Origin of the sequence: Parvibaculum sp., assembly GCF_030651915.1 — a bacterium.
In the GTDB taxonomy this organism is placed as follows: Bacteria; Pseudomonadota; Alphaproteobacteria; order Parvibaculales; family Parvibaculaceae; genus Parvibaculum.
The window spans coordinates 41,041-64,524 of the sequence record NZ_JAUSBV010000001.1 but is presented as its reverse complement, the minus strand read 5'-3'; the positions used below and the strand labels follow the sequence as shown (position 1 = coordinate 64,524).

The following is a 23,484-nucleotide window of genomic DNA, read 5'->3' as shown; positions in this document are numbered from 1 at the left end:
AGGACTTCGGTCGCACTCTTCCCTTACGGGACGTCCAACTTCAATAATGGTCGCGCAATTCGACGGGCAAGGACAGAATCGGAATATACGTAGTGCAGGCGTCGGCGGCGGCGCGCTTTGCATCGCGTCGCGCGGATTTGCGCCGTTTGATTCAAAAAAGCGCCGGAGCACTTGAGGGGGGGGGACTGGAAAACGGGGTCCGCGCCCGCATGACGCAATTGGACGACAAGGGCGCGGAACACGCCCCACCTTCGTCCGAGGTCAGGAAAGCACCGTTCAGAATCGGCCGGATATCCGCAGATAGAAATCGCGATCCTCGCGCCGGCCGGGTGCGGCCGCCGGAACATCGATCTCTTCGCGCAGCCGGTAGCGGGCTTCAAAGGACCATTGCGGCGAAAAGCGCCACTGGTAGCGGACCTCCGACAATTCGTCATTGCCGCGAAAATCGCCGGAGAGCAGCCAGCCGGCATCGATGCGCGCATAGACAAGTCCGAGATTATGGCCGGGCGCGATGTCATAGAAGCTGACGGCTGCCTGCCAGGCGAGCCCGCCGGCATCGCCCGCGTCGCCCGAGCCGGTGACGGTGGCGCGCGGCCGGTTGGGCGCATAGCCGATCTCGAAGCCGGGCACGAGACGAAGGCCGTCATCGGTGAGTGTCCAGCTGGCGGCCATGCGGCCGACCAGCGTGATGTAATCCTCGCGACGCGAAAACGCCGTTCCGTCCGAAGCGAGCGCCTCGGGCATCCAGGTGACGCCGATCATCCGTTGCACGATCGGCCCCAGAGACTCTGTCGCCTCCAGGCCAGAGAAAACCGCAACGCGGCTGCCATTGTCGGAAAAATCGAGCGGTGCCCGCACGGCCGCGCCGGGCCCGTTGCGATGGTTGTGTTGCAGAACGACATGAGCGCGCCAGCCGGGCTGTATCCGATAGCGATAGTGAATGCCGTCCGTCCATGTGACATCGATATTGGGGCTGTCATTGCGGTCGAGCCCCTTCGACGCAACGCCTTCCAGCGCGAACTGGTTCTGGAAGCGACCGACACGGAGCGACCATGGACGGCTTTCGTCCGCGTAATCGAGATAGAACTCGTCAAGCGTCGTCTCGCCAAGCTCCATGCCGGTCGAGGTCGAGGCATAACCATGCAGGTGGAAACCATGGCCGGTCTGGTGCTGCCCGTAGCGGCCCGCCAGACGGGCGCGAAAATGAAAATCGGCGCCGATATCGCGCTCGGCCGCCAGCCGCAGCCGGCCGCGCAAGGCGTCGACCTCGGTGACCGTGCCGTTGCGGGCCTTGCTCTCGCTGGCGAAATAGCCGCCGCGCAGATCGCCGCTGAGCGTCCATGTTTCTTCGGCCGTGGCAGCCGGCACTCCGATCGCCGTCGCGATCACGCCGCCCAGCAAACGCCCGGCCCATGCGCTCATGTTCTTGATGATGAAAATTCCGGCCACCTGTTTCCCGGTCCGCAACGAAACCCTACGACGCCGGGGTGCCGTCCATCCGCTTCAGCAATTCCCAGACCGGCACCGCTGCCGCGCCGCCGACCAGCCCGCTGAGATAGCTCGGAATGTCGGCGTTGAACATCCAGTTCCACAAATAGCCGGCAACGACACTCGCAATCAGCATGGCCGCAAGCGTGATCAGCCATCTTGTCCAAAGCGCCATGACATCCTCCCGGTATAGTTCCGACGACAGCCATATAGAGGCAGTATGGACGCCTGCGGCGCTCAGACAAGCACGAATGACCGGGCGACCGTTTGCCGCCACCGGGGTTGCGGCAATTATGTGTAGAATGGCCGCAAACGGCAATCATGAAGGAGACAGGATGTTCGGCGCGCAATTGAGGCTTTTCCGGCTGGCGGGATTCGACGTCAAGCTCGATGTCAGCTGGATTTTCATCGCCCTGCTGATCTCCTGGACGTTGTCGACCGGCTATTTCCCCGAATTCTATCCGGGCCTCGATACCGCCACCTACTGGTCGATGGGCATTGTCGGCGCGATGGGACTGTTTCTCTCGATCGTCCTGCACGAGCTCTCGCATTCGGTGGTGGCGCGGCGCTACGACATTCCGATCTCGGGCATCACGCTTTTCATCTTCGGCGGTGTGGCGCAGATGGAAAAGGAACCGCCGACGCCGCGCGCGGAATTCATGATGGCCATCGCCGGTCCGATTGCGAGCCTCGGGCTGGCGGCGGGCTTCTATCTGATCGGCGCGGCGGCGCTGGCCGCGGCCTTGCCCGAAACCATATCGGGCGTGGCGCGCTATCTGGCGCTGATCAATCTGATCCTCGCCATTTTCAACATGGTGCCGGCCTTTCCGCTCGATGGCGGCCGCGTCTACCGCGCCTGGCTCTGGGGCCGATCGGGCGATATCGACGCGGCGACGAAGCGTGCCTCGCGCGTCGGCCAGGGCTTCGGGCTCGGCCTGATCGCGCTCGGCCTGTTCAGCCTGCTGTCGGGCAATCTGGTCGCCGGCATCTGGTGGGGCCTGATCGGGCTCTTTCTCAACACCGCCTCGCGCGCCTCCTACACGCAATTGCAGACCCATCAATTGCTGAAGTCGGAACCGGTGTCGCGCTTCATGACGGCCAATCCGCTGACCGTGCCGGCCGTCATCAACTTGCGGCGGCTGGTCGACGAGCACATCTACGGCTCCTTCCACGAAACCTTTCCGGTACTGGACGGCGACAGACTTGTCGGCTCGATCAGCGTCAGCGATCTGCGCAATATCGAGCGCGCCAACTGGGAACGCCTGAGCGTGCGCGAGGCGATGCATCCGCTGTCGCGTCTGACCGCCATCGGCGCCGATGAAAGCGGCGAGGCGGCGCTGAAGACGATGCGCGAGAGCGGCAACGGTCGGCTGCTGGTGGTCAGCGGCGGCAAGCTGGTCGGCATTGTCGCGCTGCGCGACATCATGCGGCTGTTGCGGCTGAAGGAAGAGCTGGGGCCGCGTACTGGCGGAACGGCGGCCAAGGGCCTATAAACGGGCCGGTTTCGAACGAAGAGGACCATCTTGGGCACGAGCGAGATTTTCCACGCGACTTTCGACGAACATCTGAAAGTGGCGCATGAGACGGCCAAGAAACTCGAGCATGATTTCACGAGCCTCGTGGCGGCCTGTTCGGAAGCGGTGGCCGGCGGCGGCAAGCTGATCCTGTTCGGCAATGGCGGCAGCGCCGCGGCCGCGCAGCAGATCGCCGCCGTGCTATCGGTGCGTTTCGTCAAGGACCGCCCGGCCATTCCGGCGCTGGCGCTGACGACCGACACCTCGGTGCTGACGGCGGCCGCCAACGACATGGGCTATGCGCATGTCTTCGAGCGCCAGGTGGAAGCGCTGGGACGGCGCGGCGATCTCGCCATCGGCATTTCGACGTCCGGCACGAGCCCCAACGTGGCGCTGGCGCTGGCCGCCGCCCGCCGCCAGGGCCTCGTCACCGCGGCGCTGACCGGCGCCGAGCCCGATGCGACGAGGGAATGGGCCGATCACCTGATCTGCGTGCCGTCGAAAACCACCGCACGCATCCAGGAAATGCATATCGTCATCGGCCACATGCTCTGCGCCGGCATCGAGAAAAATCTCGGCTACGTCTGAACCGCGCGGCGGCGCGCAAAAAGCCCTGTCACGCCTTCGGTCTTTCTGAAAATCATACGATTAAACGGCACAACGGAGGCCGGCCCCGGCCCGATCGAGGCGCAAAACCTGCTTGAGGGCTTCTTCCGACCGCCGCAGGGCCGGCCAACGCAAAAGGGCAAACCGCCAATGCCGATACTGACGCAAGGACATCTCGAGGTGGCGCTGGCACCCGAAACCGGCGGCTGCATTGCGCGTTTCAGCGCCACGCATACGAACGGCGTGCAGCAGATGCTGCGGCCGCTGCCGCCGGGCATCGCGGCACCGGGTCCGCTCGACATGGCCTGCTATCCGCTGGTGCCCTTTTCCGGGCGCATCACGAACGGCCGCTTCTCTTTCGCCGGCCGCCAGGTGCAATTGCCGCCCGATCACATTTGCGCGCCTCACGCCATCCATGGACGGGGCTGGCAGACGGCATGGGAGGTTGCGGAGGCACACCCCGCCCGGGCGCGCCTGCGCTTTCATCACGACGGGCATGACCCGCACTGGACATGGCCGTGGAGCTTCGAGGCCGAGCAGCATTTCGCGCTGGACGAGACGGGCCTTGCGGTCACGATGCGCCTGACCAATCGCGCCGGCGAGGCGATGCCGGCCGGTCTCGGTCTGCATCCCTTTTTCGAGGCGCGCGCGACGGCGCACCTCGCCGCGCATCTGCCGCGCGTCTGGGAGAGCGATGCGGACGGCATTCCGACCGGCCTCGCCGCGACGCCGAAGAAGTGGCGCTTCGACCCGCCGCAGGCGATGAAGGATGTCGAGGTCGATCATTGCTTCTCGGGATCGGACGGGCACATGCGCGTCGACTGGGACGACCGGCCCTTCGCGCTCAGGATCGAAGCGACGGGCGCACCGCATGCCATCGTCTATGCGCCGCCGGGTGAGGACTTCTTTTGCGCCGAGCCGGTCAGCCATGCGCCCGACGCCGTCAACCGGCCGGAAGCCGAAAGCGTCACCGGCCTCGTTGCGCTGGCGCCCGGCGAAACACTGGAATTGACCTGCCGCTTCGCCGTCGAGCCGCGCTGACACTCAGCCCCAGGGCCCGCGACGCTGGTTTCGGCTGTCGAAGACGCGCGGCGCCGGCTTGTGGAAAAACGGCACATCGCGGCGCTTGAAGAAAGGAATCAACAACCCGCCGGCGACAAAACCGCCGACATGCGCCCAGAAGGCGACGCCCGCCTCCTCGATGTCGCTGCCGAGACCGCTGACAACCTGAATGACAAACCAGAGACCGAGCACGATCAGCGCCGGGACATAAAAGGTGCGCAGCAGGATCAGCGGAAGCGGAATGAAGACAACCCGCACCCGGGCCCGCGGATAGAGCAGCAGATAAGCGCCAAGCACGCCGGAGATCGCACCGCTGGCGCCGACCAGCGGGATGGTGGAACCCGGCACCAGGAACGCATGCGTCAGCGCCGCCGCCGCACCGCAGACGACATAGAAGATAATGAAGCGCACGCGCCCCATCGCCAGTTCGACATTGTCGCCGAAAATCCAGAGATAAAGCATGTTGCCGGCGAGATGCATCAGGCTGCCATGCATGAACATCGAACTGATGACGGTGCCCCAGGCCGGCAGCGGCGCATCGGCCATCGCCACCGAACCGAACAGCACCCCGGGGATCAGCCCGTAATGATAGACGGCCAGCTCGTCGGCGCCCGGCGGCAGCGACATCTGCCAGAAAAACACCGCGACGCAGGCCGCGATCAGCGCCCAGGTCACAATCGGCGTGCCGGGTTCGGGATTGTCGTCGGAAACGGGAAACATGGGGCCTGCCGGGCTGGTGGCGAACTGCGAGCCTGAGCCTACAGGGTTTCGAGGTCCGGCCTAGCGGACATGCGGCGCCCGGATCGAAAATTCGGCCGTTTCGGCGATCGCAAGGTCCTGTTTCTGCCGCTCCGAGCCTTCGCGCAGCGAACGCGCCGAGGCGATGGCGTCTTCGTCGGAGGTCTGGCGGAAGAAAGTGTAGGAAAGCGTGATGGTACGAATGCCTTTCGCATCGACGTCGTCCAGCATCTCGGGATCGACGAAGAAAACGATCGGCATTTCGGCGCTTTCGCCCGGCGCCAGCTTCTGTTCGACGAAGCAGAAGCACTCGGTCTTGTTGAAGAAATAGCCGGCCGATTCGGGCGTTACATTGAAGGTGGCGCGACCGACCAGCGTCTCGTCGCTTGTATTGGTGGCGTGATAGTAAACGGTCGTCGGCAGCCCGATCCGCGTCTGCACGTCGCGTTGCGCGGGGCGGAAATCCCATTTCAGCCCCGGCGAAATATTGGCATCGAAGCGCACGGTGATGGGCGGCCCGGCCTCATTGAGATCGGCGCGAAGCGGCCGGTTGACGCTGACCGTGCCGCCATAGCCCGTCGCCGCGCAGAACATTTCGTACAGCGTCGGCGAATAGACGACGGCCGTCGTCATCATGGCGAGAATCGCACCCGAAAGCGCGACCGGCGGAATATGCGTCCCCAGTATCTTCATGGGGCCACACCCTAATTCCGGACCGTCCGCCGGGCAAGAAATAGCGCTCTCCCAAGCCGCGCGGCAGATGGCCGCGCCGGGGGTCGACCTGCACGCCGGTCATGGTAACAATGGGCCGGAAGCCGGCCGCAAGAGCCGGTCGCAGGGCGTGCGTAACGGACGGGGGGACCGATGTCGGGAATTCGGATTGCGTTGGGATTGGGCGCCGGGGCACTGGCCATGTCGCTGGCAGCAGGGGCACTCGCCGAAAACGAGCCGCCGGTGCTCGACGAGCTGATCGTCACCACCACGGGATTCGGAACCCCGCGGGCCAGCCATATCGGCAACATCTCGCGAATTTCAGGTGACGAGGCAGCATTCATCCTGCCGCTGCAGCCGGCCGAGGCGCTGAACCGCCTGCCCGGCCTCGGCATCCAGCAGGGCAGCGGCGCCGAACATCTGACGGCCATTCGCTCGCCCGTCTTGACGGCCGGCGCCGGTGCCGGCTCGTTCCTCTATCTGGAAGACGGCGTGCCGATGCGCGCGGCGGGCTTTGCCAATGTCAACGCGTTGATGGAGGCGATGGACGAGGTCTCGGGCGGCATCGAGGTGGTGCGCGGGCCCGGCAGCGCCCGCTTCGGCTCCAATGCCGAACATGGCCTGATCAATTTCCTCAGCCGTCCGCCCGCCATCGACGGCGACGCCGAACTGACCGCATGGGCCGGACCCTACGACCGCTGGAAAACGATCGGCACCGCAAGCCGCACATTGCGCGGCGAAGGCCTGACGACGCATGGCTTCCGCGGCAGTTTTTCGACTTACAGCGATGGCGGCTTCCGCGCCGATTCCGGCCTCGACCAGCAGAAGGCACGCCTGCGCTACGATTTTGCGACGCCGGACACGCGCGCGGTCGCCACGCTGACGGCCGTCAATGTCAATCAGGAAACGGCCGGCTTCGTCGTCGGTCTCAACGCCTACAAGGACCCGGCGCTCTACCGGACCAACCTCGATCCGGAGGCCTATCGCGATGCCTGGGCGGTGCGCGCGGCCGTTCGTGTCGAGCGCGACATCACCGACGATCTCATGCTGGTGCTGACACCCTATGCACGCAAGAACGAGATGAATTTCCTGATGCACTTCCTGCCCGGCAAGCCGGTCGAGGAAAACAGCCATTGGAGCGGTGGACTTCTGTCGAGTCTCGTTGCCGATCTCGAAGGCGGCCACCGGATCATCTTCGGCTTCGATAGCGAGTATACCGACGGTTCGCTGAGCGAGATCCAGTATGTCGTCGCACCGACGCCGCCGCCGCCGAACAACTCGCCTGTCGGCACACATTACGACTACACGGTAAAGGCGCTGGTGCTGGCGCCCTATATCCACAGCGAATGGAAACTGACGCCGGCGACATTGCTTACGGCGGGACTGCGCCTCGAATACACGCGCTATGACTACACCAATCATGCGCCGGTGGGTATTTTCGGACGCTTCCTGCGCATTCCGAGCCGCGACGACGAGTTCACCGACCTGACGCCCAAGATCGGTCTGCTGCACAAGTTCAACGACAATGTGACCGGTTACGTCAACCTCGCCCGCGGCGCCCGGGCGCCGCAGACGACGGATCTCTATCGCCTGCAGCGGCTGCAGGTGCCCGGCGAAGCCAAGTCGGAAGAACTCGACAGCATCGAGGTCGGCGCGCGGGGCGACTGGATGGGCGTGCGCTACGAAACCAACATCTTCTACATGGAGAAACGGAACTATTATTTCCGCGACGCCGCCGGCTTCAACGTCTCGGACGGCAAGACCAACCATGCCGGCATCGAAGTCGAGCTTGCAGCACCGCTCGGCGCCGGCTTCGACATTGCCGCGGCCGGCACCTGGGCTCGCCACACCTACGCTTTCGACCGCATCACCCCCAGCGAGACCATCCGGGACGGCGATGATGTGGACACCGCGCCGCGCACCATCGGCAATGTCCGCCTCGGCTACAATTTCCTCGATGGCGCGGCCCGTGCCGAGCTCGAATGGGTCCATATGGGCGCCTACTGGATGGATGCCGGCAACACCGTGGCGTATGACGGTCACGATCTCTTCAACCTGCGTCTCGACTATGCCGTGAGCGAGAATGTCGGCTTGTTCGGCAAGCTGACCAATATCCTCGATCGCCGCTATGCGGACCGGGGCGATGTCGGCTTCACGGGTCCGCGCTACTTTCCCGGCGAGGATCGCGGATTGATCCTTGGCGCGAGTTTGCGATTCTGATCCGGCCGGAACCGATATGAGGCGCGACCGCGCCCGCGTCATGCTCTAGTCTGAACGTCCATGCAGACCGGATTCTCAGATCTCTGGCCGATCCTCCTGGCCATCATCCAGTTCGGCGGCGCGATCGGCGCCGCGATCCATGTGATGCTCAACAAGAGCGACGAGCGCGCGGCGGCGGGCTGGGTTGGCTTCATCGTCCTGGTGCCCTTCATCGGCTGGGTCGTCTACCTGCTGTTCGGCATCAACCGTATCCAGCGCCGCGCCCGCGAATTGCGCGGGACGAAAAACGAGAGGCTGCTGCTGGCACCGCTGCCGCCGCGCCATGGCGGAACGGCCCTGATCGAAAAGGAGAGCGACGACCCGAAACTGAAGGCATTGGAAAGTCTCGCGCGCTTCGGCCAGAAGGTGCTGCCGGAAAGTTTCGAACATGGCAACACGATCGGCGTGCTGCAGAACGGCGACGAAGCCTATCCGGCAATGATCGCCGCCATCGACGGTGCCGAGCGTTCGATCGCGATTTCGACCTACATCTTCAACAACGATCCGGCCGGCCGGCGCTTCGTCGATGCGCTGACCGCCGCACTCAATCGCGGCGTCCGCGTCCGCCTGTTGATCGACGGTGTCGGCTCCTGGTATTCGCGCCCGTCGCTCATTCCGCTCCTGCAGGAACGCGGCATCGACTATGCGCGCTTCCTGCATTCGTTCATGCCCTGGCAGATGCCCTATCTCAACATGCGGAACCATCAGAAGATCATGGTGGTGGACGGCCGCCACGGCTTTACCGGCGGCATGAACATCGCCGCCGGCAACATTGCCGCCACCCAACCGGCCAAACCGATCCTCGATTATCATTTTCGTATCGAAGGCCCGGTTGTGGCCCATCTGATGCACACCTTCGCCTATGAGTGGAATTTTACCACCGGCGAGCTTCTCGACGGACCGGACTGGTTTCCGGACGTTGTCGAAGCAGGCGACCTGGTGGCGCGCGGCCTGCCGGCGGGCCCCGATATGGGGCTCAACCCGATCCGCTGGACGCTGCTCGGCGCATTGGCCGAAGCGCGTCGTAACATCCGCATCGTGACGCCGTATTTCCTGCCCGACGCAACGCTCCGTACCGCCATCTCGGTCGCCGCCATGCGCGGCGTCGTCGTCGACATCGTCCTGCCGCAAGCGAGCAACCTGCCTTTCATCGATTGGGCGGCGACACCGCAACTCGAATGGCTGGCCCGCGCCGGTTGCCGTATCTGGAAGTCGACCGGCCCCTTCGACCACACCAAGATCATGACGGTGGACGGCATGTGGTCGATGGTCGGTTCGGCCAACTGGGACGACCGCAGTCTTCGTCTCAATTTTGAGTTCAACCTCGAATGTTACGGCGCGAGCTTTGCCCGGACACTCGACACGATCGTCGAAGCAAAGATCGCCACCGCCCGCCCTGTGTCGCTGGCCGACCTGACCGGCCGCTCGCTGCCGGTCCGCATCCGCGATGCCTTCTTCCGCCTCGCCTCGCCCTATCTCTGAACGCGACCGCACAAACACCGGCCGGCCGCCCTGCCCGCCTTGTAACTGCCGGCAAGGGGGCTATGCTGAAAGGCCAGGCGGGGGTGCTGGCCCGAAGTGGAAGGTGCAGCCGATGAGCGACAAGAAGCCGGACGAGAAAGCATCAATCGAAGCCTTGCAGGCCGAGATCGAAGCGCTGAAAAAAGCGCTTGAGGAGGCCCGCGGCGAAGTCGCGTTCGGCATCGAGGATGCAGAAGCGATCGGAGAAAGATTGCAGGAAGGCCTCGGCGACATTCACAAACAGATCGACGCGCATCCGATACCGAGCGCGCTGCTCGCTTTTGGCCTCGGATTTCTCATCGGCCGACTGCTGGCGCGATAGGAGGCCGCGATGATCGATCCGACACCCCAAATCCGCAAACTCGCCGAGGCCGAGCTTTTTCGTGCCGAACTCGAAGCGCGCCGCCTCGCGCGCAAACTCTCGCTGATCGGTATGGCGGCCTTCATTGCGCTTTTCGCGCTGACGATGTTGGTGATCGCCGGCTTTCTGGCGCTGTCCGAAATCTACGGTTATCCGCTGGGCGCATTGATCACCGGCGGCGCGCTGGCGGCGCTGGCCTTCATCGCGCTGCTCCTCGCCGCCAAGGCCCCCGGCCGCGCCGACCGGCTGGAGATGGAACTGGCCAACAGTGCCATTCTTCAGGCCCGCAGCAATGTGAAGCGCGACTTCGACACCATCGAACGGACGCTCAACGAGTTGAGCCTCGGCCTGCTCGGCATCGTCAAGGGCTCGACCGGCAGCCTGCCGCTGATCACCATCATCATCGGCGCACTCGCCGCGATGAGCCCTGTGCTGCGACGTTTCCTGATGCCTTATCTGCGCAAGGAATGAAAATGCTGCGTATTGGTGCAAAGCGACTTGCCGCCGCATCGGCGTTTGCGGTTCTGATGCTTTCGGCCTGCGCGCAGGCGGTTCTGCCCCAGCCGGAAGTCACGATGAGAAAGGCTGAGCCGCTGATCGGCGGCGTCCCGGTCGACGATCGCGGCACAGGTCTGGTCGGACCGGCCGGCGGCGCGCTGCTCGGCATGGCGATCGGCGCCGGAAGCGGGACCGAGATTGCGGTCGCCGCCGGCGTTGCGATCGGCTATGCGGTCGGCGGCTCGGAGGGCCCGTCGCTGACCGGCCTTGCGGCACAGGCGCGTCGCGAGGCGCTGGCCAAAATGATGACGGTGCCGCTGCGCCAGCACGTGACCTGGTTCACCGCTTCCGAACGCGCCAGCGGCAAGATCACGCCCATCCGCGACTTCACCGATGAACGTGGACGCATCTGCCGCGATTTCGTCGAATGGCGCACGGTCCGCGCCATGAACGGCCACACCAGCGGCACCGCCTGCCTCTGACGGTCAGTCCGCCGGCTCCACGATCAGCGTCGAGCCGTCTGCACCGACGACCTTCACCCGGGCGCCGGCAGGCGCGTCAGCCCCTTGCGCCAGCCACAATCCGTCGCCAACGCGCAACTTGCCGCGCCCGTTGCGTATCTCCTGCTCAACGGTAAATATCTGACCGATATAGCCGGCGCCGCGCTGGTTGAGGGTCGGGTGATCGCTTTCCGCCAAATTCCGCGTCAGATAGCGCCGCGACGCCCAGACGAAAGCGACGGACAGCACGGCAAATATTGCGAGCTGCACCAGCAGCGGCGGATCCAGCAGAAGTGTCAGCACACCCACCGCGGCGGCCGCCGCCGCGATCCAGATGAAGAGCACACCAGGCGCGACCAGCTCGACGATCGCGAACACCGCGGCGGCAATGAACCACGCCCAATCGTCCACAAGGGTAAGGAAAAAATTGTCTGCATCCATCGCCTAGGCCCCACCCGTCCGCGGCACCGAACCCGCAGAACCCGGACGGCGCGGCGTCCCGCCGCCGTCACCCGCACCGAAAGCCTCGCGTGCGATTTCACTGATTCCGCCGATAGCACCGATCACGCTCGCCGCTTCAAGCGGCATCAGCACAAGCTTCTGATTTGGCGAGGTGGCGATCAACCTCAGCGCCTCGATATACTTTCCCGCGACGAAATAGTTGATTGCCTGCACATCGCCTTCCGCAATGGCCCGGCTCACCACCTGCGTTGCCTTCGCTTCGGCTTCCGCCTCGCGCTCGCGCGCTTCGGCATCGCGGAATGCCGCTTCGCGTCGCCCTTCGGCTTCGAGGATCGCCGCCTGCTTCTCGCCCTCGGCGGCAAGGATCGATGCCTGCCGCTTGCCTTCCGCTTCAAGGATCGACGCGCGCTTGTCGCGTTCCGCCTTCATCTGCCGCGCCATGCTGTCCACGATGTCACGCGGAGGCGCTATGTCCTTGATCTCGATGCGCGTCACCTTGACGCCCCAGGGATGCGTCGCCTCGTCGACGACACTGAGCAGCCGCGCATTGATCGCATCGCGCTGCGACAGCAATTCGTCGAGATCCATGCCGCCCATCACCGTCCTTATATTCGTCATGGTGAGATTGAGGATCGCATTTTCGAGAAAATTGACCTCATAGGAGGCCTTGGCCGCGTCGAGCACCTGGAAGAAGACAACGCCGTCCACGGTGACCATCGCATTGTCGCGCGTGATGATCTCCTGGCTCTGCACGTCGAGCACGGTCTCCATCACATTGACCTTGTTGCCGATCGAATCGACAAACGGAATGATGAGGCCGAGGCCCGGCGTCAGGCTGTGCGTGTAGCGCCCGAAACGCTCCACCGTGTAGATGTAGCCCTGCGGAACGATTTTCACCGCGCGCAGCAGGAAAATGAACGCAAGCAGAAGAATGACAAGAACGAAAATTGTGCCGCCGCCCATCTTCACGTCTCCTCCATGTTTGATCTTGCCACCCAGTCTAGACGAAATCGGAGCATCGCCAGTTTAAATATGGAAGATCAAGAACCGCGCAGGGGGCATACGGACTGTTCCGGCGGTCCGCGATCCGGCTTAGGATGCGCCGCATCGCAACAGGAGATACCGCCGATGAAGCTCTACCACTCGCCCACGTCGCCTTTCGCCCGCAAGGTCCGCGTCCTGATCCGTGAGAAAGGCGCATTGGCGCAGGTCACGGAGGAACTGGCCGCGGCGATGAGCGATCCGCAATCGCTCATTGAAGCCAATCCGCTCGGCAAGGTGCCGGCACTGATCCTGAAGGATGGCACCTCCTTTTTCGACAGTCCGCTGATCTGCGAATATCTGGACGCCGTGCTCGCCGGCCCGCCGCTCTTTCCGGCCGCGGGCCCGGAGCGCTGGCGGGCACTGCGCTTCCAGGCGCTGGCCGACGGCATCATGGACGCAGCCGTGTCGCTGGTCTTCGAGATGAACCGGCCAGAAACGGAGCGTTCGGAAATGTGGATGGGCCGCTGGCGCCGCGCCGTCACGCGCGGCATCGGCGTGCTCGAGCACGAGGTCAGCCTTCTCGACGGCCCGCTCGACATTGGCGGCATCGCAACGGGCGCGGCGCTCGGCTATCTCGACTTCCGCCACGCGGCGATGAACTGGCAGGCCGGCGCGCCGGAACTCGCCGGCTGGTGGCGCGACCTCGCGAAACGTCAATCCTTCGCCGAAACCGCCCCGCCGGTGTGAAGCCTAGCGCCAGGGTTCGACCAGAATCTTGGCGTGCTTTTCGGGATTACCGAGTTCGCTGAATGCTTCTTTCACGCCCTCGACGCCGACTTTGGCGGTGACGAGCGGCGCACCATCGATCTGGCCTTCGGCGAGATGATGCAGCGTCAAGGCAAATTCTTCCGGCGTGTAGCCGAGCACGAATTGGACGTTCAGTTCCTTGTTGATGCCGAAGAACGGCTCGAACCGGTCCTGCTCCATGCAGACGCCGACCACGACCACGCGGGCATGCCGCGTCGCGCCTTCGAAAATCTGCTGGATGATGCCGGGCACACCGACGCATTCGAAAATGACGCCGGGCCGGAGCTGCGGCCCCATGCCCAGCAGGGTCATCAGGTTCTTCGGATCGTAGCCCTCCGGCGTCGCTTCGTCGCTCCAGCGCTTGTAGGGCGAATGCGCGGCCGGATCGATGACGATGTCGGCGCCCATTTTCTCGGCCAGCTTGCGCCGCGCCGGGCTGAAATCGGCGGCGATGATCGGATGGATATTCTTGATCTTGAGGCCGGCAATGACGGCAAGCCCGACAGGCCCGCAGCCGACAACGAGCGGGATGTCATTGTCAGTGAGCCGCGCCTTCTCGACCGCATGCCAGCCCACCGCCATCGGTTCGGTCAGCGCCGCCTGCTCGGTCGGCAGCCCGTTCGGCACCTCCAGCAGCAACATCTCGTTCAGCACCATCTGCTCGGCAAAGCCGCCCGGCATTTCGTTGGAGTAGCCGACCGGCTGCATATCGGCCTTCTCGCCATTGAGCGTGACGGCGATCGGCATCGAGCAAACACGCGTACCGGGCTTGTGCTTCTTTTCCGTGCCCGGCCCATGGTCCAGAACCTCGGCACAGAACTCGTGCCCGAACACGATGTCGCGCTTGAGGTCCATGGTGAAGCTCGACCCCGAACGCTGTGCCGCTTCGACCATCTTGTCGGCATGGTGGAACGCATGCAGGTCCGACCCGCAAATGCCGCAGGCCAGTGTCTTGACCAGCACCTGGCCGGCTTGCGGGACGGGATCTGGAATGGTGTCGGCGACGAGATCGCCTTTGCGGAAAATGGCCGCGCGCATGGATTGAGCCTCCCGGTAGGATTTCTTGTTGGCGATATGCAAGCAGGCGGGAACGGCCGAGGCAAGCGATAAAATAGACTGGAGTCTATTTCTTTGCGCCGGAACGCCGCGCCGCCCGCTCATTGCCGAGAATGATCAGAAAAATCGGCAGCGCCAGCAGCAGCGTCACCGCATTGGCCCCGATCAGCGCATAGTCCTGCCGGTTGATGCCATGCAGCAGCCACAGAAAGATGCCGACCGTCAGCAGCCCGTACATGCCGAGCGACAGCCCTGCGGTGTCGCGGCTGCGGATCGTCTTCACCGCCTGCGGCACGAAGGCGAGCGTGGTCAGAAAGGCCGCGATATAGCCGAGTTCGCTCATGGGGCACCGGACAGGCGGGGTTGCGCGGAACGCGCGCATATGACGCCTGCTCCGATATTTTGGCAAGGGGACCCTTCGGCCGGACCGGTCCCGCCGCCACGCCGCCTTCAGACGCCGGCCGCCTGACGCGCCGCATGATAGGCATAGGCGATGCCGCCCGTGCAGAGCGTCAGCGCCGCCGGAACCAGGATGATCTGGATCAGGGCCTCGCGGCCGCCGATCGACCCGGTATGGGTGCCAACCTCGCCCGCCAGAAAGGCATCGAAATGCCCGTCGGCCTGCCGATGCGCCGTGAACCGTCCCGCCATGCGGATCATCAGGCCAGGCGTCACGAAATACATCAGCATGTAGACGGTGCTGATGGCGATCATGAAGGCGCTGTGGAGATCGGTCGCGAATCCGACCCAGAAGACCGCGATAAAGGCCAGCCAGGCAAGGCCGCCGGCGATATAGGTGCCTTTGTGCAGATCGGCGAAGGGCAAACTCGGAATATTTGCTGTCGAATTGTGATGAAAAAAACACTCGGCATTCATCGCTGCATTTCTCCCTCGTGGCGCGCGCGCCGGCATCTCTTCGGTCCGGCTGGATTAAAAGAAGTATTTAATATACCTCATATGATTCCCCCGTAAGCCCTCGCGCAATCGCGAATGCGGCCGGAGTGCTGCGACAAATTGTTTCGCCGGAAGGATCGCACGCGGAAATGCGGCGCGGCGCCGGATCGGTAGTTTGACCGGACGCATGTGCTATTCTGTACAGATCGACCTTGGGGAGTTGGACGGAATGCGCGTCACGCTACATACGGACTATGCCCTCCGGATGCTGATGCTGCTGGCCATGGAGCCAGACGAGCTCCACACCATCGAGGAGATCGCGGCGCGTTACGGTATTTCCAGAAACCACCTGATGAAGGTCGCGCAGACGCTGGCGCAGGGCGGTTTCATCGAGACCGTTCGCGGTCGCAGCGGCGGATTGCGCCTCGGCGGGAAGCCCGAGGACATCAATCTCGGCGCCGTACTGCGGACGACGGAGGACAGCTTCGCTCTGGTCGAATGTTTCGATCGGGAGGCGAACAGCTGCGTGATCAGTTCGGTCTGCGGCCTCCGCGGCCCGCTGGAAGAGGCGCTGGCCGCCTTTCTCGCAGTTCTCGACCGCTACAGCCTCGCCGATCTGGTCCGCAATCCCGGCAAACTCCGCCGCATGCGCAAGCTGCTGGAACCGGAGGCCCATGCCTGATGACGGAAGTACTGCTGGAAGGGCTGACCGCCTACAAACGCACGCCGGTCTTCGACCAGGACAGCATTCCCGCAGGCCTTCGCCGCGAACATCGCACCAGACCGGGCGTCTGGGCGCTGATCCATGTGCTGAAGGGAAAACTGCTCTATCGGCGCGACGGACCGTCCGGCACGCAGGTACTGATGTCGGCACAACCGGGCGTTGTCCATCCCGAAGAGCCGCATGACGTGCAGCCCATGGGACCAGTCAGCTTTTTCGTCGAGTTCCATGCGGCCAATCCGCCCGCCGGCTCGCCGCATGCCGGCCAGATAGTGCGCGGAAAATAAGGGCGCCGGCTCTCAATCCGCCGCCCAGCCCTGCAACACCGCCGCTTCGTGGCGCACCCGTTCCGGCCCGCCGAGCAATTGCCGATTGAGGCCGATCCGCTTGAACCAGTAATGCAACCCGACAAGATCGGTGAAACCCATGCCGCCATGAACCTCCGTCGCGGTGCGCGCGACAAAGCGTCCGGTTTCCGACGTCAGCGACTTTGCATGCGCCGCCATCAGGCTGGCCTCGTCCGGCATCGTGTCGAAGGCATGCGCCGCATACCAGACCAGCGACCGGCAGGGCTCGAGTTCGGCCGCCATCTCGGCACACATATGCTTGACCGCCTGGAACGAACCGATGACGCGGCCGAACTGCTTGCGCTCACCGGCATAGGCGACCGCCTTCTCGATCATCATACCGCCGGCGCCGAGCGTGTCGGCGGCCAGCATCACGCGGCCGGCATCGATCATGCGCCGAAGGGTCGCGCCGGCATCGCCGGCCGAAAGCGGTTCGGCTTCAACCTTGTTGAAGCGCAACTCGCCGAGCGGCCGCGTCAGGTCGATGCTGGTAAGCGCAATCCGCGTCAGCCCCTTTGCATCGCCCTTCACAAGATGAAGCCCGCCGATCTTGTCCGCGACGATAAAAACATCGGCGCCCGCCGCATCGAGGACGAACAGCGCCGTGCCGTCGAGCTTGGCCCCCGACGCGATGACGCCCGCACCCTCGCGCGCACCCGCCGCCCGCTCCGAAACGGCAACGCCGGCCACTGCTTCGCCGGATGCGAGCTTCGGCAGCCACGCCGCCTGCTGCGCCTTCGAGCCCGCGCCGGCAAGTGCGATCGGCGCCATCACGGCCGTGGCGACGAACGGCACCGGCGCGACATGGCGGCCAAGCATTTCGGATGCAAGCGCCGCATCGAGCAGCGTCATGCCCATGCCGCCATGTTCCTCGGCGACGAGCATGCCCGCAACACCGAGTTCGGTCAGCGCCGCACGGACATCCCCGGCGCAGGCCTCATGCGCTTCGGCCGCCTTGCGCACGCGCTCCAGCGGTGAAACCTTTTCGAGCGTCCGGCCGATGCTTTCCTGAAGCAGCTTCTGGTCTTCCGACAATCCGAATTCCATGGATCCGCTCCTTATGCTTTGGCCGGCTTCGGTTCGCGCGGCATACCGAGCCCGCGCTCCGAAATGATGTTCTTCTGGATTTGCGCCGTACCGCCGCCGATGATCAGGCCGAGGTCGAACATGTAGCGATGCTGCCACGCGCCTTGCGCCTTCAGGTGCGGACTGTCCTCGTAAAGAACGCCGATCTCGCCCAGCACGTCGATGGCGAGTGCCGCCAGTTGGTGATTGATCTCGCAGCCCTGCAGCTTGACGATCAGGCGCGCGATGCCGGCGTCTTCACCCTTGGCTGCAGAGGTGAGCAACCGGAGCCCGTGAAACTGCATCGCAAACACGCGGCCCTGCAGCGCGACAAGACGGTCGCGATAGAGCGGATGGTCGATCAGCCGCGTTCCGTCCACCGTCTCCTTGTGCATCAGGTCGGTGATTTCCTTCAGCCGCGTTCCGGCCTGGTTCGGATCGCCCAGCATGCCGCGCTCGTGCTTCAGCGTGGCATTGGCAACGAACCAGCCCTGCCCCCGCCCGGCCACAATGTCCTTCTGTGGCACCCGCACGTCGGTGAAGAAGACCTCGTTGAACTCGGCATGCCCCGTCATCGTCTTCAGCGGGCGCACCTCGATGCCCGGTGTTTGCATCGAGAAGATCAGGTAGGAAATGCCTTCATGCTTCTTCGCATCGGGCTCCGTCCGCACGAGGCAGAAGATCATGTCGGCCGCATGCGCCGTCGAGGTCCATATTTTCTGCCCGTTGATAACAAAGTCGTCGCCGTCTTCCACCGCCCTGGTCTGCAACGAGGCGAGATCGGAACCCGAGCCCGGCTCCGAATAGCCCTGGCACCAGACGACCTCGCCTCTGAGTGTCGGTGCAATCCACTTTTTCTTCTGCTCTTCGGTGCCGAGTTCGAGCAGCGTCGGCACCAGCATCGAAATACCCTGATTGGCAATGCCCATCGGCAGACCGGCCGCCGTGAACTCTTCCGCAATGATGCGCGACTGCAAAATGTCGGGCGCAGCGCCGTAGCCGCCATACTCTTTCGGAATGGTGCGCGCCGCATAGCCATACTCGATCAGCAGGCGCTGCCAGGCTTGCGTCTCCTCCGACGGACGTGAGACGCCAAAGCGGCGTGGCGCCTTGGCGCCATGTGCAGCGATAAAGGCGCGAACCTCGGCACGAAAAGCTTCGTATTGGGGCCCGTAAGCGAGATCCATGAAGGGCGTCTCCCGGCGCGGCGCGGGCGGCCCGTCAGGCGCCGGCGCTCATTGTTGCTATTGCGGAAGTCGGAGTGTAGCGCCCGCCGCGCGCGCGTAAAGCGCCGCGAACATGTGCAAGGCGCACGCTGCGTCAAGGATACCGACGACGGGAAGTTTCAGGCGGCCGAGCCCGCAACCGCGGGGGGACACAAGCCCCCGGCCGGCGAGTTGCGCAGGAAGATCTCGAATTCGGCGGCCGGCATCGGACGGCCGAGGAAATAGCCCTGCACCTCGTCGCAGCCAAGCTCACGCAACATGTCGAATTGATCGGCACTTTCGACACCTTCGGCGACCACCGACACGCCCAGCGCATGCGCAAGGTCGATAATGACCTTCGGAATCACATGCCCGTCGCGTCGGTCTGCAATGTCGTTGATGAAGCTGCGGTCGATCTTCAGCCGCTTGACCGGGAACCGCTTGAGATAGGCAAGCGACGAATAGCCGGTGCCGAAATCGTCGATGCCGATGCCGATACCAAGGCTCCGGAGGCGGCGCAGCGTGCCGATGACCGTGTCGACGTCCTGCATCACCATGCTTTCGGTGACTTCGAGTTCAAGATATTGCGGCGAAAGCCCGTGCGCAATCAGCGTATTGGCGATCGTATCGGTAAGGTCGGCACGCCGGAGATCGATCGCCGACACGTTGACCGCAACGGCGATCCGCAGCAAGCCGGCATCCTGCCATGCCCGATTCTGGCGACAGGCCTCGGCAAGAACCCATTTGGTGAGTTCGACGATGATCCCGCACCGCTCGGCCACCGGAATGAAAACCGAGGGTGGAATGAAACCGCGCTCTTCATGATGCCAGCGGATCAATGCTTCCGCGCCGGTCACTTGCCCGGTCGCGACATCGACTTTCGGCTGGTAATAGAGTTTGAGTTCCTGCCGCGCCACGACACTGCGCAGGTCGCGCTCGATCTGGTTGCGCTCGATGGCACGCAGATGCAGTTCATGGCGGTAGAGCACGCAAGCCCCCGCGCCCTCCTGCTGGGCCCGAGACAACGCCAGGTCGGCGTTCTTTATGAGCACGTCGGCGTCGCGGCCATCCTGCGGAAACAATGTCATACCGACGCAGGAAGCCTGTTGCAGCTCCTGCACGCCGAGACGGAACGGTGTTCCCACGGCCCGCACAAAACGGCTTGCCAGTTCGAGCGCTTCGTCGGCGCCGCGGACGTTGCGAAGCACGATCCCGAATTCGTCGCCGCCAATGCGCGCCACCACATCGCCTTCGCGCCGGCAACCCTTCAGAATATCGGCTGTCCGTTGCAACACGAGATCGCCTGAATCGTGACCCAGCGTATCGTTGATGCTCTTGAAGCCGCCGAGATTGAGGATCATCACGCCGACATAGCCGCCATGCCGTTCGGCGCCGGAAATCGCTTCGGCCAGCGCCGCCTTGAAGAAACCACGATTGCCGAGCCCGGTCAGTCCGTCGGTCGAGGCGAGGAGGGCCAACTGCGTTTCGCCATCCCGCCGCGCCTGAATGGAGGCCGTGAGCGCCCGCGACACCACACCGATCTCGTCGCCTTGTTCCGGCTTCGCCGCTTCGTCCTGCTGTTGGTCCTGCGCATAGTCGCGCAAGGCCTCGATCGGCGCCACGAGAATGCGGTGGATCAGCATCGAAACGGTGAGAATGGCGAGGATCGCCGTCATGGCAAGCCAGGTCATGGTGTTCCATGCCTGGCCCATCAGCCGTGCGGCCACCCGATCTGTGTCGATGCGTATAATGGCCACGGCACGCGCGCCGTCATCGACCAGGTCGAGCCACACGGCGTAGTCGCCGCCGCGGACATTTCCACCCGCCAGTTGCGTCTGTTGTTCAATCGAGATCGGACGTGGCGCTATGGTCCGCATGTCCGGATAGGCCGCCGCAATGGCGGCAATGCTCTTGCCGCGCCACGACGGATGGGACGACGCGACGATCCGCCCGTCGCTGCCGGCAATTGCCGCCTCCGCGATATAGGGCGCGTTGCCGATCGCCGAAAGGATCGGTTCCATTTCGTTCAGCGAGTCGGCGCGCCGTACCGCATAGGCCAGCACTTCGCCGGCCGCACCCGCGCGCAGTTCGGCCTCACGCGCAAGGTTCTGGTTGAACATGATGAAGACATAGATGCCGCTCATCGCCACCAGTACCGCGCCGATCAGCGTCAGAAGACCGACCACCCTGGCGCGCAGCGACAGGAATTGCACCGCAATGCTGCCGCGCAGCTCCGACACGAAGGAGCGGGCATGCGCCGGCCTGCCCTCCTGGCCGGACGGCAACACTTCGCGCTGCAGCGCATCACGCTCATACTCGATCGACACTTGCTTCCTCGCGCGGCGAACCCGGCAAGAGGCCGGATTGGCAGGAATCTCAAGTGTTTATAGAGGCTGGGAAACTAAGATTGCGTTACGCGCCCGGCATTGCCGCAGGGCCGTTGTCCCGGAACGGAACAATCGTCACCGGGCTCGACGGCGCCGCCGGCCGGTCGGCCAGCTTGATACCTTTGAGCCACAGCCGAAGCGCTTCCCAATGGATTCCGCCGACAACTTTCAGGGTCAGCAAAGGGTGCTGGAGGAAGGTGATGGCAAGCTGCCGGTCGGTAAACGGCCGCGCCGTGCCGGCAAAGGAAGCCGTCAGCATCGCGCCGCCCTCGTCGCTCTCGCGGATCGTCAGCGCCAGCCGCGCCCCCGGCCGCAACACCTTGAAATGATAGCGCCCGGCAACCGGGAGGAACGGCGATACATAAAACGCCTTGTCGCAGCCCTGCGACACGACGCCGGCCCCGGGCGTCTCCACGGGAATGAGATAGCTGTGTCGCTCGCCGAACGTGTTGTTGACCTCGTATAGCATCGCCACAAGTCCGCCATCGGTACGATGGCAGAAATAGACGGTCAGCGGATTGAAGACATGGCCGAGCACGCGCGGCAGGCACAGCACCGCGATGCGTCCACCACCGAGATCGATCCCGGCACGCGCCAGCTGCGCCTCGATCCAGCCTCGGAGCGGCCGTCCGGATCCGTCGCCATGATCCTTGTCGTGAAAGCCGAACAGTGAAAACCGGTTATGCGCGAAAAGGCGCAAGCGCCGCCCCAGCGACGGCAATTCGTCGAGATCGAGGAGCATGTAGAAAACACGATAGGAGAGCTTGTGAACGCGAGGGCGCAACCGCCGATGAAACACCGTGCCGGAATAGAGACGCGACATGGTGCTTGTGGTCACGTCGTCACCGCCAATGCCATCGGCGGCGGTGCAAGAGAAATGCGGCTGGACGGGTTGGCAACGGTCCATGGTCGCTGGACACCACCCAGTTGCTCGGCAACGGCAAGTCCCGCCTGCAAGCCATCCTCGTGGAACCCCGAGCCGAAATAGGCGCCGCAAAACCACGTTCGCCGCACGCCCTGAATATCCCAGAGTTGGCGCTGCGCAGCGAAGGCGCCCGTGTCGAACACCGGATGATCGTAGTCGATCCGCGCATGGACGCTGCCGGGCGCCGGATCGTGCGAAGGATTGAGTGTCACGAAAAGCGGCCGTTCCGTCGGCAACGGTTGCAACCGGTTCATCCAGTAGCTGACGCAGACCGGCGAGCCGGCGCCGCCGCCCATATAGTTCCAGCTCGACCAGACGCGTTTGTTGAGCGGCATGTAGGCAGGATCGGAATGCAGCCAGGCGACGTTGCGCTGATAGGGCATGGCACCGAGCAACGCCCGCTCACGCCGGTCGGCGTCTGCGAGGAGCGACAGGGCCTCGTCGCTATGCGCGGCGATGACGACATGATCGTAGCGCGCGACACCGCCCTTTGTGTCGCTGACCGTCACGCCGCTGGCATCGCGGCTGATCGAGGTAACGCCGCAGCCGGTGCGGATACGGGCACCGAACGGCATCGCGAGCTTCGACACATATTCGCGCGAACCGCCGGTCACCGTGCGCCAGGCCGGCCGGCCGCTCAAACCCATCAACCCGTGATTATCGAAAAAGCGCAGAAAGGCCAGCGCCGGAAATTGCTCCACGCGCTCGATCGGCAGCGACCAGATCGCCGCGCACATGGGCAGCAGATGGTCGTCGCGCAGCGATGCCGAATAGCCCTGCTCGCGCAGGAATTCACCAAGCGGTTTTTCGTCGAGCCCGGCCTGCAAGGCAAGCCCCGGCGCCGAACGATAAAGCTTCAGAATGTCGCCGATCATGCGCCACATGCGCGGGCTGGCGATATTGCGCCGGTCGGCGAAAATGCCGTTGAGCCCGGAGCCCGAATACTCGAAGCGCCGCCCGCCGGCCGTTTCGAGCGAGGCGGCAAACGACATGTTGCTGGCGCTCGTCTTGACGTCGAGCACATTGAACATCGCGGTCAGATTGGGGTAGTTGCGCTCATTGTAAACGATGAACCCGGTATCGACCGGCACCGGCCCTTCCGGCAAATCGGCGACGACCGTGTTGGAATGACCGCCGATGCGCGCATTCTTTTCGTAAACGGTCACGTCGTGGCCCAACGAAAGCAGCCATGCGGCCGACAAGCCCGATATGCCGGTGCCGACAACGGCGATGCGCAGCCGCGGACGGTCGGGGCCGTTCCTGGTAAGGGAACGGGAAGCGCGGTCGTCGAAGGGGGCCATTATGTGCCTCGGAGAGGAAAAACTGTCATGCTCCATACGTCATGCCGCCGGCCCCGGATCACCATGCCACAC

25 protein-coding genes are annotated in these 23,484 nt (G+C 64.1%); 11 read left to right on the top strand and 14 right to left on the bottom strand.

The features are described 5' to 3' along the window. Positions 1-276 precede the first annotated feature (276 nt). Together Q7V31_RS00325 and Q7V31_RS00320 are read right to left on the bottom strand one after the other, a co-directional pair. Positions 277-1,449, bottom strand: coding sequence for a hypothetical protein (locus Q7V31_RS00325; RefSeq protein ID WP_304731719.1), 1,173 nt, complete (start codon positions 1,447-1,449; stop codon positions 277-279). Between the two features lie 25 nt (positions 1,450-1,474). Next, positions 1,475-1,663, bottom strand: a complete 189-nt coding sequence (locus Q7V31_RS00320; RefSeq protein WP_304731718.1) for a hypothetical protein — start codon at positions 1,661-1,663, stop codon at positions 1,475-1,477. Between the two features lie 160 nt (positions 1,664-1,823). Here Q7V31_RS00320 and Q7V31_RS00315 point away from each other — a divergent pair, with 160 nt between their 5' ends. From Q7V31_RS00315 to Q7V31_RS00305, 3 genes are all read left to right on the top strand, one after another. Beyond that, complete coding sequence (locus Q7V31_RS00315; protein WP_304731717.1) at positions 1,824-2,981, top strand: site-2 protease family protein; 1,158 nt, start codon at positions 1,824-1,826, stop codon at positions 2,979-2,981. A 30-nt stretch (positions 2,982-3,011) separates the two neighbouring features. After that, a complete protein-coding gene (locus tag Q7V31_RS00310; protein WP_304731716.1) occupies positions 3,012-3,590 on the top strand; it encodes an SIS domain-containing protein in 579 nt (192 codons plus the stop codon). Between the two features lie 168 nt (positions 3,591-3,758). After that, positions 3,759-4,649, top strand: coding sequence for an aldose 1-epimerase (locus Q7V31_RS00305; protein ID WP_304731715.1), 891 nt, complete (start codon positions 3,759-3,761; stop codon positions 4,647-4,649). 3 nt (positions 4,650-4,652) lie between these two features. Here the strand turns inward: Q7V31_RS00305 and Q7V31_RS00300 are convergent, their stop codons facing one another. Then, entirely contained in the window at positions 4,653-5,390 is a 738-nt protein-coding gene (locus tag Q7V31_RS00300) for a rhomboid family intramembrane serine protease (protein ID WP_304731714.1), read from the bottom strand. 60 nt (positions 5,391-5,450) lie between these two features. Continuing rightward, complete coding sequence (locus Q7V31_RS00295; protein WP_304731713.1) at positions 5,451-6,101, bottom strand: cytochrome c oxidase assembly protein; 651 nt, start codon at positions 6,099-6,101, stop codon at positions 5,451-5,453. Between the two features lie 171 nt (positions 6,102-6,272). Here Q7V31_RS00295 and Q7V31_RS00290 point away from each other — a divergent pair, with 171 nt between their 5' ends. The 5 genes from Q7V31_RS00290 to Q7V31_RS00270 all read left to right on the top strand — a co-directional run bounded on the left by Q7V31_RS00290 (position 6,273) and on the right by Q7V31_RS00270 (position 11,240). After that, positions 6,273-8,339: a TonB-dependent receptor gene (locus Q7V31_RS00290; RefSeq protein ID WP_304731712.1), complete on the top strand. Its 2,067-nt coding sequence runs from the start codon at positions 6,273-6,275 to the stop codon at positions 8,337-8,339. A gap of 60 nt (positions 8,340-8,399) precedes the next feature. Then, entirely contained in the window at positions 8,400-9,860 is a 1,461-nt protein-coding gene (locus tag Q7V31_RS00285) for a phospholipase D-like domain-containing protein (RefSeq protein WP_304731711.1), read from the top strand. 112 nt (positions 9,861-9,972) lie between these two features. Continuing rightward, entirely contained in the window at positions 9,973-10,221 is a 249-nt protein-coding gene (locus Q7V31_RS00280; RefSeq protein ID WP_304731710.1) for a hypothetical protein, read from the top strand. Between the two features lie 9 nt (positions 10,222-10,230). Further along, a complete protein-coding gene (locus tag Q7V31_RS00275) occupies positions 10,231-10,731 on the top strand; it encodes a phage holin family protein (protein WP_304731709.1) in 501 nt (166 codons plus the stop codon). A 2-nt stretch (positions 10,732-10,733) separates the two neighbouring features. Then, positions 10,734-11,240: a hypothetical protein gene (locus Q7V31_RS00270; protein WP_304731708.1), complete on the top strand. Its 507-nt coding sequence runs from the start codon at positions 10,734-10,736 to the stop codon at positions 11,238-11,240. A 3-nt stretch (positions 11,241-11,243) separates the two neighbouring features. On the opposite strand, the gene Q7V31_RS00265 is transcribed toward Q7V31_RS00270, so the two are convergent. Next, positions 11,244-11,699 (bottom strand): NfeD family protein, encoded by a 456-nt coding sequence (locus tag Q7V31_RS00265; protein ID WP_304731707.1) that lies wholly within the window; start codon positions 11,697-11,699, stop codon positions 11,244-11,246. Positions 11,700-11,702: 3 nt separating this feature from the next. Then, the gene (locus Q7V31_RS00260) at positions 11,703-12,683 is read right to left on the bottom strand and encodes an SPFH domain-containing protein (RefSeq protein WP_304731706.1); all 981 of its coding nucleotides are present in this window, start codon (positions 12,681-12,683) and stop codon (positions 11,703-11,705) included. Positions 12,684-12,848: 165 nt separating this feature from the next. Here Q7V31_RS00260 and Q7V31_RS00255 point away from each other — a divergent pair, with 165 nt between their 5' ends. Beyond that, positions 12,849-13,451, top strand: a complete 603-nt coding sequence (locus Q7V31_RS00255) for a glutathione S-transferase N-terminal domain-containing protein (protein WP_304731705.1) — start codon at positions 12,849-12,851, stop codon at positions 13,449-13,451. A 3-nt stretch (positions 13,452-13,454) separates the two neighbouring features. Here Q7V31_RS00255 and Q7V31_RS00250 read toward each other — a convergent pair whose 3' ends face one another. The 3 genes from Q7V31_RS00250 to Q7V31_RS00240 form a co-directional block, all read right to left on the bottom strand. Then, the gene (locus Q7V31_RS00250; RefSeq protein WP_304731704.1) at positions 13,455-14,549 is read right to left on the bottom strand and encodes a zinc-binding dehydrogenase; all 1,095 of its coding nucleotides are present in this window, start codon (positions 14,547-14,549) and stop codon (positions 13,455-13,457) included. Between the two features lie 85 nt (positions 14,550-14,634). Beyond that, positions 14,635-14,910 (bottom strand): SemiSWEET family sugar transporter, encoded by a 276-nt coding sequence (locus Q7V31_RS00245; RefSeq protein ID WP_304731703.1) that lies wholly within the window; start codon positions 14,908-14,910, stop codon positions 14,635-14,637. Between the two features lie 107 nt (positions 14,911-15,017). Beyond that, positions 15,018-15,443, bottom strand: a complete 426-nt coding sequence (locus tag Q7V31_RS00240; RefSeq protein ID WP_304731702.1) for a hypothetical protein — start codon at positions 15,441-15,443, stop codon at positions 15,018-15,020. Positions 15,444-15,690: 247 nt separating this feature from the next. Between Q7V31_RS00240 and Q7V31_RS00235 the strand changes: the two genes are divergently transcribed. Next, a complete protein-coding gene (locus Q7V31_RS00235; RefSeq protein WP_304731701.1) occupies positions 15,691-16,143 on the top strand; it encodes an Rrf2 family transcriptional regulator in 453 nt (150 codons plus the stop codon). Beyond that, entirely contained in the window at positions 16,143-16,469 is a 327-nt protein-coding gene (locus Q7V31_RS00230) for a DUF1971 domain-containing protein (RefSeq protein WP_304731700.1), read from the top strand. Before Q7V31_RS00235 ends, Q7V31_RS00230 begins: the two co-directional genes overlap by 1 nt. A gap of 12 nt (positions 16,470-16,481) precedes the next feature. On the opposite strand, the gene Q7V31_RS00225 is transcribed toward Q7V31_RS00230, so the two are convergent. The 5 genes from Q7V31_RS00225 to Q7V31_RS00205 all read right to left on the bottom strand — a co-directional run bounded on the left by Q7V31_RS00225 (position 16,482) and on the right by Q7V31_RS00205 (position 23,412). Next, positions 16,482-17,576, bottom strand: a complete 1,095-nt coding sequence (locus tag Q7V31_RS00225; RefSeq protein ID WP_304731699.1) for an acyl-CoA dehydrogenase family protein — start codon at positions 17,574-17,576, stop codon at positions 16,482-16,484. Positions 17,577-17,587: 11 nt separating this feature from the next. After that, positions 17,588-18,781, bottom strand: coding sequence for an acyl-CoA dehydrogenase family protein (locus Q7V31_RS00220; protein WP_304731698.1), 1,194 nt, complete (start codon positions 18,779-18,781; stop codon positions 17,588-17,590). Between the two features lie 158 nt (positions 18,782-18,939). Next, positions 18,940-21,126 carry a bifunctional diguanylate cyclase/phosphodiesterase gene (locus tag Q7V31_RS00215; protein WP_304731697.1) on the bottom strand — a complete coding sequence of 729 codons (2,187 nt, stop codon included), beginning with the start codon at positions 21,124-21,126 and terminating at the stop codon, positions 18,940-18,942. A gap of 85 nt (positions 21,127-21,211) precedes the next feature. Next, positions 21,212-22,024, bottom strand: a complete 813-nt coding sequence (locus tag Q7V31_RS00210) for a DUF1365 domain-containing protein (RefSeq protein ID WP_304731696.1) — start codon at positions 22,022-22,024, stop codon at positions 21,212-21,214. Continuing rightward, entirely contained in the window at positions 22,021-23,412 is a 1,392-nt protein-coding gene (locus Q7V31_RS00205) for an NAD(P)/FAD-dependent oxidoreductase (RefSeq protein WP_304731695.1), read from the bottom strand. Before Q7V31_RS00205 ends, Q7V31_RS00210 begins: the two co-directional genes overlap by 4 nt. Positions 23,413-23,484: the final 72 nt, after the last annotated feature.

Bases quoted from the DNA above. Each gene is read 5' to 3' on its own strand.
- Q7V31_RS00230 (WP_304731700.1), top strand. From the start codon at position 16,143: ATGACGGAAGTACTGCTGGAAGGGCTGACCGCCTACAAACGCACGCCG.
- Q7V31_RS00280 (WP_304731710.1), top strand. From the start codon at position 9,973: ATGAGCGACAAGAAGCCGGACGAGAAAGCATCAATCGAAGCCTTGCAG.
- Q7V31_RS00300 (WP_304731714.1), bottom strand. From the start codon at position 5,390: ATGTTTCCCGTTTCCGACGACAATCCCGAACCCGGCACGCCGATTGTG.
- Q7V31_RS00250 (WP_304731704.1), bottom strand. From the start codon at position 14,549: ATGCGCGCGGCCATTTTCCGCAAAGGCGATCTCGTCGCCGACACCATT.
- Q7V31_RS00205 (WP_304731695.1), bottom strand. From the start codon at position 23,412: ATGGCCCCCTTCGACGACCGCGCTTCCCGTTCCCTTACCAGGAACGGC.
- Q7V31_RS00265 (WP_304731707.1), bottom strand. From the start codon at position 11,699: ATGGATGCAGACAATTTTTTCCTTACCCTTGTGGACGATTGGGCGTGG.
- Q7V31_RS00235 (WP_304731701.1), top strand. From the start codon at position 15,691: ATGCGCGTCACGCTACATACGGACTATGCCCTCCGGATGCTGATGCTG.
- Q7V31_RS00305 (WP_304731715.1), top strand. From the start codon at position 3,759: ATGCCGATACTGACGCAAGGACATCTCGAGGTGGCGCTGGCACCCGAA.
- Q7V31_RS00275 (WP_304731709.1), top strand. From the start codon at position 10,231: ATGATCGATCCGACACCCCAAATCCGCAAACTCGCCGAGGCCGAGCTT.
- Q7V31_RS00240 (WP_304731702.1), bottom strand. From the start codon at position 15,443: ATGAATGCCGAGTGTTTTTTTCATCACAATTCGACAGCAAATATTCCG.
- Q7V31_RS00320 (WP_304731718.1), bottom strand. From the start codon at position 1,663: ATGGCGCTTTGGACAAGATGGCTGATCACGCTTGCGGCCATGCTGATT.
- Q7V31_RS00260 (WP_304731706.1), bottom strand. From the start codon at position 12,683: ATGGGCGGCGGCACAATTTTCGTTCTTGTCATTCTTCTGCTTGCGTTC.
- Q7V31_RS00245 (WP_304731703.1), bottom strand. From the start codon at position 14,910: ATGAGCGAACTCGGCTATATCGCGGCCTTTCTGACCACGCTCGCCTTC.
- Q7V31_RS00220 (WP_304731698.1), bottom strand. From the start codon at position 18,781: ATGGATCTCGCTTACGGGCCCCAATACGAAGCTTTTCGTGCCGAGGTT.
- Q7V31_RS00285 (WP_304731711.1), top strand. From the start codon at position 8,400: ATGCAGACCGGATTCTCAGATCTCTGGCCGATCCTCCTGGCCATCATC.
- Q7V31_RS00255 (WP_304731705.1), top strand. From the start codon at position 12,849: ATGAAGCTCTACCACTCGCCCACGTCGCCTTTCGCCCGCAAGGTCCGC.
- Q7V31_RS00225 (WP_304731699.1), bottom strand. From the start codon at position 17,576: ATGGAATTCGGATTGTCGGAAGACCAGAAGCTGCTTCAGGAAAGCATC.
- Q7V31_RS00295 (WP_304731713.1), bottom strand. From the start codon at position 6,101: ATGAAGATACTGGGGACGCATATTCCGCCGGTCGCGCTTTCGGGTGCG.
- Q7V31_RS00290 (WP_304731712.1), top strand. From the start codon at position 6,273: ATGTCGGGAATTCGGATTGCGTTGGGATTGGGCGCCGGGGCACTGGCC.
- Q7V31_RS00315 (WP_304731717.1), top strand. From the start codon at position 1,824: ATGTTCGGCGCGCAATTGAGGCTTTTCCGGCTGGCGGGATTCGACGTC.
- Q7V31_RS00270 (WP_304731708.1), top strand. From the start codon at position 10,734: ATGCTGCGTATTGGTGCAAAGCGACTTGCCGCCGCATCGGCGTTTGCG.